Here is a 12,576-nt window from a genome sequence, read left to right as displayed (position 1 = left end):
GCCGCTGACCGCCCGGGCCGCCCGGCCCGGCGCGGACGGTTCCGGGGCGGGGCGGGTGCGCCCGGGGTCGCTCAGTCCAGGGCGAAGGGGTCGTAGCGGATCTGGTGCAGGGCCGTTCCCGCCACCAGCATCCGGGACACCGTCCCCTTGATCATCCCCGGGGAGCCGGAGACGAGGATGTCGTGGTCGGCCCAGGGGCCGCGGCGTGTGACGGCCTCGGCGAGCGTTCCGTGCTCGAAACCGGGGATCCCGTCCGGATGCTCCACCACCGGGCGCACGGTCAGCCACGGGTTCGTGGCGGCGAGCCCCCGCACCTGGTCGAGCGCGTAGAGGTCGGCCCGCGTCCGGCCGCCGTAGAAGAACGTGACGGGCGGGTTCGTGACGAACCGGCCCAGCTCGTCCACGAGGGCCTGCAGCGGAGCGACCCCCGTGCCGCCCGCGATCATCAGCACCGGGTATCCGGCCTCCCGGTCGACGTGCAGACCACCGAGCGGCGGCCCGATCCGCCATTCGTCCCCCTGCCGGGTGTGGCCGACGATCGCCCGTGACACCCAGCCGCCGTCGACGGCACGCACGTGGAACTCCAGCGAGCCGTCCGGCCTCGGCGCGTTCGCCGGGGAGAGATGCCGCCACAACCGGGGACGCTGCGGCACCTCCACACTGAAGTACTGACCCGCGCGGTAGGGGATCGCCTCCTCCGGTTCCACCCGGATGAGGGCCAGGTCCCTGCCGAGCCGGTAGTGCTCGGCGACGGTGGCCCGCCAGTACGGCGGCTGGTGGCGGTATTCCTCCGCGGCGTCCTGCATCGACCGGGCGACGAGGGTGTAGGCCTCCGCCCACGCGCGTTCGACCTCGGGGGTCCAGGCGTCGTCCAGCCAGCGTTTCAGGGCGGCGAGCAGCGCGGTGCCCACCGCCTCGTAGTGGTCGGGCCGCGCGTCGAACTTGCGGTAGTCCCTGCCGAGTTCGCGCAGGAACGGCGCGAGATCGTCCGGCCGGTCGACCATGTGCAGCAGATGCACCAGTGCCCGGAGGGTGCGGCCCTGTTCGGCCTGCAGGCTGGCGGGGAAGAAGTCGCGCGTGGTGGGCGCGAGGGTGAACAGCAGGTTGTAGAAGTCCTCGGTGATCTCCGGCAGGTACGGCCGTGCCAGCTGCCAGGTCCGGCGGATGTGCCCCACCATCTCGACGACGGCGGGCGGCGCCTGACGGGGTGGCGCCAACTCCGGGATCGGGCTGATCGGTTCGTTCGTCATCGCGCGCACCCCGGTGGGGTCCGGACCGTCCGCGCGGGCGAGACCCGCACCGACGGCAACAGCGAGCGCGGCCACGGCGAGCGCACTGTCACGGGCAACAACGGGGTTCACCTTCCAGGCCGAGCGGTCCGGCGACCACATTAGGTCCCGTGCGCCGGTCGCGGTAGGCGGCCTCCCGGAAGCCGGTCACGCATCGGGTCGACCACGACCACAGCACGGGCACCCCGCACGCGTCCGTCCGCTGCGCGGGGGTCAGCGTGGAGCGGCGCCGGAGCCTGCCCCTTCGTCCCAGCCCAGGGCCTCGGTCAACCGCGTCTCGAGCATCGGTGCGAGCGTCGCCATGTACGTCTTCGTCACATGGTTGTCGTCGATGTAGACCAGCACGTTCCCGACGACCGGCGGACAGCGGTCGTCGGTGCAGTAGTAGTCACTCGGGTCGATGAAGGACACCTTCTCGGGAAGGTCGGGGATCCTCGCGTACGGCGGTTCCGGCGCGTAGAGTTCGGCCCGCGGCCGCTCGCACTCGGAGGCCGTCGGACCGTGCTGCTGCACGCACTCCGGCGGGTCGAAGTCGAACCGGGGATTGTCCCGGACACCCACCAGCGGGATGCCGGCTTCGGTGATCCGCCGCCATTGCTGGACGTAGCCGTCCGGGGTGTGTTCCTCCAATCCCACCCGGACGTCGCGCGTCGCCACCGTGACGACGGCGTCCGGCTCCATCTCGATGATCTCGTCGACCGCCCACTGGTTCCAGGCGGCACAACCCGCGTGGGTCGAGGTGGAGGTCAGGGGGCAACCGCCCTTCAGCATCGTGGTGATCTGCCAGTCGTTCGCCTCTGCGCCGGGGGCCAGTCCGGCGACAAGCTGCTGTGCATGGGAATCGCCGATGACGACCAGCCGCCGGGTGGGGTTTTCGTGGGGCCCGACCACGCACATCTGCAGCTCGTTGAAGTCTTCCTTGCGACGGCAGTTCTCGGAGTCGTGGTTCTTGAACTCGTCGGGTACCGCGGCGAAGGGGGGAACGATGGACCGTTCGAGATCCAGGATCGGACCGCCGGTCGCGAGTGCCTGTGCACCCGGGTGGTCGGTCCCGTCGTAGGCGAACGATGCCCGCTGGACACTCACCAGCTGCCAGGCGCCAGCCGCGACGAGCACCGGAGCGAGGGCGGCCACACCGAACCGGTAGGCGCCCCACCGCGTCGTCACCCCGATCCGGGATTCGCGCACCGGGCTCTCGATGAAGTGGTAGGTGAACACCGCGAGCAACAGGGAGAGTCCGATGACACCGGCCCCTCCACGGAGTCCGACCTCCTCCTGATCGCGGACGGCGAGATAGAACAGCAGCACCGGCCAGTGCCACAGGTACAGTGCGTAGCTCACGTTGCCCAGGTAGGCCAGCGGCCTCGAGGACAGGAACCGGTCAGCTCCCACACGGCTGCCGGTGGCGCCGGCGAGTAGCACCAGCGCCGCGGCCAGTGTCGGCCACAGCGCCGCGTAACCAGGGAAGCTCCTGCCGACGTGCAGGACCAGCCCGCAGGCGACGAGGGCCGCCACTCCGACCCAGCCCATGAGGATCCGGAGTCCTCTCGGCAGAACGATCGAGCTGATGAGCAACGCGAGGAGCCCGCCGAGCGCGAACTCCCACACCCGCGTCAGTGAAGTGAAATACGCCAGTGGTTGATTGACCGCCGTCAACCACACCGAGTAGGCCAGCGAGATCACCAGGACGGTCGACAGTGCCGCGAGCAACGAGCCGCGCAGCCCCCGTCCCAGTCGGTGTGCGGCCAGCGCGACCACCGCCACCAGCAGCGGCCAGACCAGGTAGAACTGCCCCTGGATCGACAGCGACCAGAAGTGCTGCACGACGCTCGCCGTGCTGTTCTGGGCGAAGTAGTCGACCGAGTCCGCGGCGAGCTGCCAGTTCTCCAGGTACAAGGCGGCGGCGACGACCTCCTTGATCGTCTGGAACCACCGGTGCTCGGGGAGGAGGAGTACGGAGGCGGCCATCGTGGCGAGCAGCACGGTCAACGCCGCCGGGAAGAGGCGCTTGATCATGCGCCCCCACATCGGCCGGAACCGGATCCCGCCCCGGGCCTGCGCGCGGAACAGCTGTCCCGTGATCAGGAACCCGGAGATCAGGAAGAACACGTCCACACCGCCCGACACACGGCCGAGCCATACGTGGTAGACGACCACGAGAGCCGCCGCCAGTGCACGGAGTCCCTGCAGTTCAGGACGGAACTTGCGTTCCCCCTGTGCGGGCTGGCTGGTCGCTTCGGACGCGCGGACGCGCAACACGGTCATGGTCAGGGTCCTCAGTGCGGGTTCGGCCGGCTGCGGTTTCGGTTCGCGTCGAGACTGCTCCGGACCTGGAGACCCGGGCTCGAGCACTACCGCGGAGTCGGGACCCTAGCGCACCCCCTGTCGTGTCGTCCGACGGCGTTACACAACCGCATCGTGTGATCCGGGTAATACGGCGCGTCCGCAGGGGCAGCGCGGCTTCCGCGTGTTTCCCCCTCCCCGAAAAGCGGGAACCGCCCGCCCCGGGTGTGGGGACGGGCGGTTCCCGGTCCGGACGGATTGGTCGCGGTCAGCTGTGGACCGTGTCGTCGACCTTGCTCACCTCACCGGTGCGGAGCTTGTCCCGGAAGGAGCGGACCTCGCGCTTGACCACCGGCATCAGCAGGTAGAGACCGATGATGTTGAACAGCGCGAGCATGAACAGCACGGCGTCGGCGAAGGACAGCACGCTGCCCAGCGTGAGCACCGAGCCGATCACGACGAACAGGCAGTACAGCACCTGGTACACCCGCTCGGTCACCCGGGACTTGCCGAACAGGAAGATCCACGCCTTCTGGCCGTAGTAGCCCCAGGTGATCAGCGTGGAGAGCGCGAACAGTGCCACGGCGACGGTCAGCACGTACGGGAACCACGGCAGCACGGTGCCGAACGCCTCCGAGGTGATGGTGACACCCTGCTCGTTGCTCGGCGGCTCGCCGCCCGCGAACAGCGTGGCCTTGCTGTCCAGCCACATCTGCGGTGCGGCGATGACGATCGTCAGCGCCGTCATCGTGCAGACCACGACGGTGTCGATGAACGGCTCCAGCAGCGCCACGTGGCCCTCGGTGGCCGGGTTCTTCGTCTTGACCGCCGAGTGCGCGATCGGGGCCGAACCGAGGCCCGCCTCGTTGGAGAAGGCCGAACGTTGGAAACCGACGATCAGGGCGCCGATCGCACCACCGACGACGCCCTCGGGCGCGAACGCGCCGCCGACGATCTGGCCGACCGCGTCGGGCACGCTGGTGATGTTGACGAGGATGACGACGAGGCAGGCGGCGATGTAGACCACCGCCATGGCGGGCACCAGCCTGCTGGTCACGGCGCCGACCGACTTGATCCCGCCGATGATCACGAAGCCGACGACGATCGCGAGCACGATGCCGAAGATCAGCGAGGCGCCGGCGCCGCCGAGCAGGCCGTCCTCACCGCCGGTGACGTTCTTGAGCTGGGAGAACGTCTGGTTCGCCTGGAACATGTTGCCGCCGGAGAAGGCGAAGAACAGCAGCATGACCGCGGTCAGGACGGCGAGCACCTTCCCCAGACCCCGGCCGAACGCGTTGCCGAACCGCTCGGCGAGGCCCTTGCGCAGGTAGTGCATCGGGCCACCGGAGACGGTGCCGTCGGCGTGCGTCTCGCGGTACTTCACCCCCAGGGTGCACTCGACGAACTTGGTGCACATCCCGAGCAGACCCGCCAGGATCATCCAGAACGTCGCACCGGCGCCGCCGATGGTCACCGCGACGCCGACACCGGCGATGTTGCCGAGTCCCACGGTGCCGGACACCGCCGAGGACAGCGCCGCGAAGTGCGAGATCTCCCCGGGCTCGGTCTTGTCGGTGTACTTGCCCCGGACGATCTCGGTGGCCAGTTTGAAGCCGCGGAACTGGATGAACCCGAAGTAGATCGTGAAGACGGTCGCCGCGAGGATCAGCCAGGCCACGATCCACGGGAACGAGACGCTGCCGATGCTGATCTCGGCGAACACGAACGCGGAGAGGCCCTCCGTCAACGGGTCGAAAACGCTGTTGATCGCTTCCTCGATCGAGGCGAGGGTCCCTCCCTCGGCCGCGAGGACGTGTGTGGCCGGGTCGGCCGGTGGGCTCGACGCGACCTCCGTGGTGTGGTTCACAGACATGGTGCGGTATCTGACCCTAAAGGGGCACGGCTGACAAGACCCTGCGGCAATTCGTTACGCAAAGTTACCTACCTCTCACCGTGAGATCGTCCGGATTGAGCGGAACACACTCAAGTTTCCTTACGTTGTCCTTGTTGAAGGTGGACAACACGGGTCCGACCGGGCATCAGCGGGTCAGGCGGGCGTGATCCGTCCTCCTGTGGCCGGTAACCGCGAATCGACCCGGACAAGCCGACAACACGAAAGCAGCACCACAAGGGGTGAGGGATGGACGCGTTCAACCCGACAACGAAGACGCAGCAGGCGATCTCGTCGGCGGCACAGGCCGCCACGATGGCGGGCAATCCGGAGATCTCACCCGCGCATCTGCTCGGTGCGCTGCTGGCGCAGGGCGACGGGCTCGCCGTGCCGCTGTTGGAGGCGGTCGGGGCCGATGTCGCGGTCGTCCGCAAGGATCTCGAACCGGTCACCGCGGGACTGCCCTCGGCGACCGGGGCGACCGTGTCCACGCCGCAGTTCGACAGCCACGCGGTCACGTCGCTCACCCGTGCGCAGAAGCTGGCCACCGAACTGGGTGACGAGTACGTCTCCACCGAACACGTGCTGGTGGGGTTGGCCGCGGAGGGTGGCCCGGTCGCGGAACTGCTGCAGCGGCACGGTGCCACCCCGGACGCCCTCCGGGAGGCATTCACCCGGGTGCGCGGCTCCGCCCGCGTGACCACCCCGGACCCGGAAGGCACCTACCAGGCGCTGGAGAAGTACGGACTCGACCTCACCGAGCGGGCGAAGGCCGGTGACCTCGACCCGGTGATCGGGCGGGACACCGAGATCCGCCGGGTGGTGCAGGTGCTGTCCCGGCGGACCAAGAACAACCCGGTGCTCATCGGCGAACCCGGGGTGGGCAAGACCGCGATCGTGGAGGGTCTGGCCCAGCGCATCGTCGCCGGGGACGTGCCCGAGTCGCTGCGCGGCAAGCGGGTCGTGGCGCTGGACCTCGGGTCGATGGTCGCGGGTGCGAAGTACCGGGGCGAGTTCGAGGAACGCCTCAAGGCCGTGCTCAAGGAGATCAAGGAGTCCGAGGGGCAGGTCGTCACCTTCATCGACGAGCTGCACACCATCGTCGGCGCGGGCGGCGGCGGAGGTGGGGACTCCTCGCTGGACGCGGGCAACATGATCAAGCCGATGCTCGCCCGGGGTGAGCTGCGCATGGTCGGTGCCACCACGCTCGACGAGTACCGCAGGCACATCGAGACCGACGCCGCCCTGGAGCGCCGGTTCCAGCAGGTCATGGTGGGTGAGCCCTCCGTGGAGGACGCCGTGGGCATCCTGCGGGGGCTGAAGGAACGCTACGAGGTCCACCACGGCGTGCGGATCACCGACGCGGCCCTGGTGGCCGCCGCGACGTTGTCCGACCGCTACATCACCGCGCGGTTCCTGCCGGACAAGGCGATCGACCTGGTGGACGAGGCCGCGTCCCGGCTCCGCATGGAGATCGACTCACGGCCGGTGGAGATCGACGAGGTCGAGCGCACCGTGCGGCGTCTGGAGATCGAGGAGATGGCGTTGTCGGCCGAGGACGACGCCGCCTCGCGGGAGCGGCTGGAGACGCTGCGCAGGGAGCTGGCGGAGAAGCGCGAACGCCTGAATGCACTGACCGCGCGCTGGCAGAACGAGAAGGGCTCGATCGAGCGGGTCCGGGAGCTGAAGGAGCAGCTGGAACAGCTGCGGGGTGAGGCCGACCGCGCCGAGCGGGACTCCGACCTCGGCCGTGCCGCCGAACTGCGGTACGGCCGGATCCCCGCACTGGAGAAGGAGCTGGACGAGGCCACCCGTGCCTCGGAGCGGGTGGAGGACACGGGCGAGGTGATGCTCAAGGAGGAGGTCGGTCCGGACGACGTGGCCGACGTCGTGAGCGCGTGGACCGGCATCCCCGCGGGCAGGCTCCTGGAGGGCGAGACCGGCAAGCTGCTGCGCATGGAGGAGGAGCTCGCCGGACGGGTGGTCGGGCAGGCCGACGCCGTGCGGGTGGTCTCCGACGCGGTGCGCCGGGCACGCGCCGGGGTCGCCGACCCGGACCGGCCCACCGGTTCGTTCCTGTTCCTCGGCCCCACCGGCGTCGGCAAGACCGAGCTGGCCAAGGCGCTGGCCGAGTTCCTGTTCGACGACGAGCGCGCGATGCTGCGCGTGGACATGAGCGAGTACAGCGAGAAGCACTCGGTCGCGCGGCTGGTCGGTGCCCCGCCCGGCTATGTCGGGTACGACCAGGGTGGCCAGCTCACCGAGACGGTCCGCAGGCGGCCGTACTCGGTGGTGCTGCTCGACGAGGTCGAGAAGGCCCACCCGGACGTGTTCGACGTGCTGTTGCAGGTGCTCGACGACGGGCGCCTCACCGACGGGCAGGGCCGCACGGTGGACTTCCGCAACACGATCCTCGTGCTCACGTCGAACCTGGGCTCGCAGGCGATCGCCGATCCGGCGCTGACCGAACAGCAGCGCACGGACTCGGTGATGACGGTGGTGCGGCAGCACTTCAAGCCGGAGTTCCTCAACCGGCTCGACGACGTGGTCGTGTTCCACGCGCTGGACACCGAGCAGCTCGCCGAGATCGTCGACATCCAGGTGCGGCGGCTGGCGCGGCGGCTCGCGCAGCGCAGGCTCACCCTGGAGGTCACCCCGGCCGCGCGGGAGTGGCTCGCACTGAACGGTTTCGACCCCGTCTACGGGGCGCGGCCGTTGCGCAGGCTGGTCCAGTCCGCGATCGGTGACGAACTGGCCCGCAAGCTGCTCGCGGGCGAGGTGCGGGACGGCGACACGGTGCACGTCGACGTCCCGGAGTCCCCGGTCGACAGCGAGAAGCCCCTCGTCGTCACCCGGACGGAGTAACACCCCGCTCTCCCGCGGGGCCTCCGCCGAACGAGTCGGCGCGACACGGCCCGCTGATCTTGGTCGGCGGGCCGTGCCGGATACCCTGTGCGCCGTGGGTATTCCAGCGTGGATCTGGTTCGTCATCGCCGCCGTCGCCGCGGTCGCCGGGCTCGGCCTGCTCACCGCGGACCGCGCCAGGGAGAGTTCGCGCAACCGCGAGCGCGCACGCTGGGCCGAGTTGCGCGGATGGCAGTACGTCGAGGAGGACGAGGGGCTGCCCCGGCAGTGGTCCGGCGGCGCGATCGGCTACTTCGCGGCGCAGGGGGCGGTCAACGTCGTGGCGGGGTCGACGTTCACCGCCGACGGGCGCCGTCCGGTGTTCGTCTTCGACATCGAGTCGGACGGCGTCATCCCCGCGGTGATCGTGGCCGTGCGGTGCAACCGGGTGCATCCCGTGCTGCTCGAACTGTGGCTGGCGAGCGTGCCGTTCCAGCGTGCCGAGATGCCCGAACTGCTCGGCCCGGTCGGCCAGCGCTACGCCTTCGCCGACGACCTCGGCCGGGCACGCACGATGATCGGCCAGGATCTCGTGGACGCCGCCGACGGGCTCGGCGGGGACGTGGGGGTCGCCTGGCTGGAGAACGAGTGGGTGCTGGCCAGCGTCGCGCCGAACGTGGGGCCGTCGCGCCTGGAGCGGCTGCTGCGGGACCTGGGCGAGATCGCCGACATCGTCGATCCCTTCGAGGAGGACGGGGCGCCCGCGCGTACCCCGCTCGCCGACGCCGAGTCGGATCGTGCCGCGCTGGAGGACGCCGAGCTCGACCCGGTCGGCGCGGACACGGGTACCGCGAGTGGGTCCGGCACCACGGACCCGACCCCGTCCGGCCCCGGCGGCTCCGGTTCCGCCTCCGCAGACACCACGTCGGGCAGCGGCACCACGTCGGGTAGCGGTGCCACGTCGGGCGGTACCACGTCCGGCGGGACGGCCGTGACCACCGGTTCCGGCGACGACGACTCCTCGGCCGGCTCCGGCGGTTCCGGGAACGATTCCGGGGACGCCGACGCGGGCGCCTCCACCTCGGCCGAGACCGAGGGCGGTCCGGCGGGACGCTGACCGCGGCTGCGGCCCGTCGACCGGCGTGCTCCCGCGCCGGGTGGGTCCGTCAGTCCAGGTCGAGCGTTCCGGACACCGAGGGGCGCTGCGGGAGATCGTTCCCGGCCGGACCCTCCACGGCGCCCGGCCCGTCGGTGGTCGAATCCTCGCCGACCGGGCCTTCGGTACCCGGGCCATCGGTGGCCGGGTCTTCGGTGGCCGGGTCTTCGGTGGCCGGGCCGGGATCCGGGTCTCCGGCGCCCCGGTCCCCGGCGACGAGCGGGCCCTCGACAGGCGCGTCCCCGTCCCCGGTGGCCGGGTCCTCCGCCGGGCCGGGTCCGGTGGAGGACCGCCCCTGCCGGAGCCGGTGGCTCTCGGCCCACAGCGATTCCGTGTCGTAGTGCTTGAGCAGTGCCCGCAGCGACGCCTGCTTGAAGTCGGTCTGCCGGAACCCCGCCGACGGGACCGGGTCCGGGGCCGGGGTCGCTGCGGGCCCCGCCGCCATCGGTTCCGTGTCTTCTGCCTCCGGCTCCGTGGCCGCCTCCGGCTCCGTGGCTGCCTCCGGCTCCGTGTCCGTGCCGACCGGGGCAGGTGAGGGGTCGACGAGGTCGAGGGTCCCGGCGAACCGGCCGCCGTCCTGCAGGGAGAGCTCCCGGTAGGTCAGCGTGTGCTCCACGGGCTCGGTCGCCGCCGCGAACCCCTCCGCGTACGAGTCGGGATCGATCCCACCGCCGGGGCCGTCCGTGTCCGGACCGTGCGGGTTGTGCGGGGTGTCCGGTTCCCCGACGGTGTCGGCCCCCGCGGCATCGTCGTCGGTCGCCGCGATGTAGCCGCGGACGAACGACAGGTAGTCGATGGCACCGTTTCCCATCTGGAGTCCATTCCCTCGGTCGGGTGAGGCTCGCGGGTACCCCCAATGGTTTGAGCAAGATACTGCCTGTCATCAGCGTAGTGATCGCCCGGGCGGTAGTTTGACCCTCATGCCGGTAGCACTGATCACGGGAGCCACCGCGGGCATCGGGGCCGTCTTCGCGGACACGCTGGCCGCCGAAGGCAGGGACCTGGTGCTCGTCGCGCGGGACGCGGACCGACTCGCCGAGCGCGCCGACGAACTCCGGACCCGACACGGCGTGCGGGTCGAGACCCTCACCGCCGACCTGGCCACCGAGGCGGGCCGGGACGCCGTGGAACGACGACTCACCGAATCCCCGGTCGACATGCTGGTCAACAACGCCGGCCTCGGCCTGTCCGGCGAGTTCTGGACCGCCGACGTCGAGGCGCTGCAGCGCCAGCTCGACGTCAACGTCACCGCCGTGCTCCGGCTGACCCGCGCGGCGGTGCCGGGGATGCGGGAACGGGGCGGCGGGGACATCGTCAACGTCTCCAGCGTGGCCGGGTTCTTCTCCGGCCGTGGGTCGACCTACACCGCGAGCAAGGCGTGGGTCACGTCGTTCTCGGACGGCCTGGCCTCCGCGTTGCACGGTTCCGGGGTGCGCGTGCTGGCGCTGTGCCCCGGATTCACCCACACGGAGTTCCACACGCGGGCGGGGCTGGACAAGTCCGGCCCGGGTGTGCTGTGGCTCGACGCCCGCAGGGTCGTCGACGAGGCACTGGCGGACCTGCGGGCGGGCCGGGTGGTCTCGGTGCCCAGCAAGCGCTACAAGATCGTGGCCGCGGTCGGGCGACTCCTGCCGCGCGGTGTGGTCCGACGCCTCGGCGGCCGGTTCGCGGGCCGGGACCGCACCTGAGGGCGGCCCGCCCGCGGGCCTCGTGTCAGACTCGCCGCTGTGGCGAACCCTTCCTTGGACCGAGCGGCGAAGACCGAACTCGCCCGGCTGGTCACCGAACTCTGTGTGATCCGCGGCCGGGTCGTGCTCTCCTCCGGCGCGGAGGCCGACTACTACGTCGACCTGCGCCGGGCCACCCTGCACCACGCGGCGGCCCCGCTGATCGGCAGGCTGCTGCGGCAGCGCACCGCCGACTGGGAGTACGTGGCCGTGGGGGGCCTCACCCTGGGCGCCGACCCGGTGGCGACCGCGATGCTGCACTCGGCGGCGGCCGACGACGTGGTGCTGGACGCCTTCGTGGTGCGCAAGACGGCGAAGGAGCACGGCACCCAGCGCCGGATCGAGGGCATGGAGGTGGCGGGGCAGCGGGTGCTCGCCGTCGAGGACACCTCCACCACCGGGGGCAGCGTGCTCACCGCCGTGGACGCGCTGCGCGAGGCGGGCGCCACCGTCGTCGGGGTGGCCACCGTCGTCGACCGGGACACCGGCGCCCGCGAGGCGATCGAGGAGCGGGGGCTGCCCTACCGGTCGCTGCTCGACCTCGACGACCTCGGGCTGCGCTGAACGGGGCTGCGCTGAGCGGGGCTGCGCTGAGCGGCACCTGCGCCGGGGAACGGTCCCGCCCGTGGGGACAATGGCGGGTGTGACGGAGACGCCGGGACCGACCGAATGGTCGACCACCGACAGCGGGGTGGGTGTGGGTCCGTGGGAGGGGCCCTGGCCCACCGACGAGCGGTACGACCCCGAACTGCTGGAGCACGGCGACCGGCGCAACGTGGTCGACGCCTACCGGTACTGGCGCCGCGAGGCGATCGTCGCCGACATGGACACCCGGCGGTACCCGTTCCACGTGGCGATCGAGAACTTCCAGCACGACCACAACATCGGCACGGTGGTGCGCACGGCGAACTCGTTCGCCGCCGCCGCGGTCCACATCGTCGGCAGGCGCCGGTGGAACCGGCGCGGGGCGATGGTCACCGACCGCTACCAGCACCTCCACCATCACCCGGAGGTGTCCGGCCTGGTGGAGTACGCCACCGCACACGGCCTCGCCGTCGTCGCCGTGGACAACCGGCCCGGTGCGGTGCCGGTGGAGACCGCGGACCTGCCGCGGGACTGCGTGCTGCTGTTCGGGCAGGAGGGGCCGGGGCTGTCGCCGGACGCCCAGGCCGCCGCGTCGCTGGTGGTGTCGATCGCGCAGTTCGGGACCACCCGTTCGATCAACGCGGGGGTGGCGGCGGGCATCGTGATGCACACCTGGATCCGGCAGCACGCGGACCTGCGCTCGGCCTGGTGACCGGCCCGCCGGCCGTCCGGTCAGGAGCCGGGCGGCCGGGAGCCGGGTGGTGCGGTGTCTCCGGGCGGTGCGGTGTCCCCGGGTGGTGC

The 12,576-nt window shown here is 71.1% G+C and carries 8 protein-coding genes and 1 pseudogene; 5 read left to right on the top strand and 4 right to left on the bottom strand.

Annotated elements, in window-relative coordinates; translation table 11 throughout:
* Positions 1–71: 71 nt before the first annotated feature.
* The 3 genes from ACTIR_RS0119410 to ACTIR_RS0119400 all read right to left on the bottom strand — a co-directional run bounded on the left by ACTIR_RS0119410 (position 72) and on the right by ACTIR_RS0119400 (position 5,445).
* Positions 72–1,250 carry an FAD-binding oxidoreductase gene (locus tag ACTIR_RS0119410; protein ID WP_026455519.1) on the bottom strand — a complete coding sequence of 393 codons (1,179 nt, stop codon included), beginning with the start codon at positions 1,248–1,250 and terminating at the stop codon, positions 72–74.
* 252 nt (positions 1,251–1,502) lie between these two features.
* The gene (locus ACTIR_RS0119405) at positions 1,503–3,554 is read right to left on the bottom strand and encodes an acyltransferase family protein (protein ID WP_026455518.1); all 2,052 of its coding nucleotides are present in this window, start codon (positions 3,552–3,554) and stop codon (positions 1,503–1,505) included.
* A 286-nt stretch (positions 3,555–3,840) separates the two neighbouring features.
* Positions 3,841–5,445: an alanine/glycine:cation symporter family protein gene (locus ACTIR_RS0119400; protein WP_026455517.1), complete on the bottom strand. Its 1,605-nt coding sequence runs from the start codon at positions 5,443–5,445 to the stop codon at positions 3,841–3,843.
* A gap of 267 nt (positions 5,446–5,712) precedes the next feature.
* Here ACTIR_RS0119400 and clpB point away from each other — a divergent pair, with 267 nt between their 5' ends.
* Both clpB and ACTIR_RS27605 read left to right on the top strand, forming a co-directional pair.
* Entirely contained in the window at positions 5,713–8,328 is a 2,616-nt protein-coding gene (clpB, locus tag ACTIR_RS0119395) for an ATP-dependent chaperone ClpB (protein ID WP_026455516.1), read from the top strand.
* A 94-nt stretch (positions 8,329–8,422) separates the two neighbouring features.
* Positions 8,423–9,082, top strand: a pseudogene (locus ACTIR_RS27605) (type III secretion system chaperone family protein); the annotation flags it as partial.
* A 391-nt stretch (positions 9,083–9,473) separates the two neighbouring features.
* Here ACTIR_RS27605 and ACTIR_RS27290 read toward each other — a convergent pair.
* Positions 9,474–10,274, bottom strand: a complete 801-nt coding sequence (locus ACTIR_RS27290; protein WP_052583960.1) for a hypothetical protein — start codon at positions 10,272–10,274, stop codon at positions 9,474–9,476.
* 109 nt (positions 10,275–10,383) lie between these two features.
* Between ACTIR_RS27290 and ACTIR_RS0119380 the strand changes: the two genes are divergently transcribed.
* The 3 genes from ACTIR_RS0119380 to ACTIR_RS0119370 all read left to right on the top strand — a co-directional run bounded on the left by ACTIR_RS0119380 (position 10,384) and on the right by ACTIR_RS0119370 (position 12,487).
* Positions 10,384–11,151, top strand: coding sequence for an SDR family NAD(P)-dependent oxidoreductase (locus ACTIR_RS0119380; RefSeq protein ID WP_026455514.1), 768 nt, complete (start codon positions 10,384–10,386; stop codon positions 11,149–11,151).
* A 39-nt stretch (positions 11,152–11,190) separates the two neighbouring features.
* Entirely contained in the window at positions 11,191–11,754 is a 564-nt protein-coding gene (gene pyrE, locus ACTIR_RS0119375; protein ID WP_007023331.1) for an orotate phosphoribosyltransferase, read from the top strand.
* Positions 11,755–11,824: 70 nt separating this feature from the next.
* The gene (locus tag ACTIR_RS0119370) at positions 11,825–12,487 is read left to right on the top strand and encodes a TrmH family RNA methyltransferase (protein WP_007023330.1); all 663 of its coding nucleotides are present in this window, start codon (positions 11,825–11,827) and stop codon (positions 12,485–12,487) included.
* Positions 12,488–12,576: the final 89 nt, after the last annotated feature.

It is taken from the genome of Saccharomonospora iraqiensis subsp. iraqiensis (assembly GCF_000430445.1).
GTDB lineage: Bacteria > Actinomycetota > Actinomycetes > Mycobacteriales > Pseudonocardiaceae > Saccharomonospora > Saccharomonospora iraqiensis.
Note: the sequence above shows the minus strand (reverse complement) of the source record. Positions and strands in the feature narration are given on the sequence as shown.

Bases quoted from the DNA above. Each gene is read 5' to 3' on its own strand.
- ACTIR_RS0119410 (WP_026455519.1), bottom strand. From the start codon at position 1,250: ATGACGAACGAACCGATCAGCCCGATCCCGGAGTTGGCGCCACCCCGT.
- ACTIR_RS0119405 (WP_026455518.1), bottom strand. From the start codon at position 3,554: ATGACCGTGTTGCGCGTCCGCGCGTCCGAAGCGACCAGCCAGCCCGCA.
- ACTIR_RS0119400 (WP_026455517.1), bottom strand. From the start codon at position 5,445: ATGTCTGTGAACCACACCACGGAGGTCGCGTCGAGCCCACCGGCCGAC.
- clpB (WP_026455516.1), top strand. From the start codon at position 5,713: ATGGACGCGTTCAACCCGACAACGAAGACGCAGCAGGCGATCTCGTCG.
- ACTIR_RS27290 (WP_052583960.1), bottom strand. From the start codon at position 10,274: ATGGGAAACGGTGCCATCGACTACCTGTCGTTCGTCCGCGGCTACATC.
- ACTIR_RS0119380 (WP_026455514.1), top strand. From the start codon at position 10,384: ATGCCGGTAGCACTGATCACGGGAGCCACCGCGGGCATCGGGGCCGTC.
- ACTIR_RS0119370 (WP_007023330.1), top strand. From the start codon at position 11,825: ATGGCGGGTGTGACGGAGACGCCGGGACCGACCGAATGGTCGACCACC.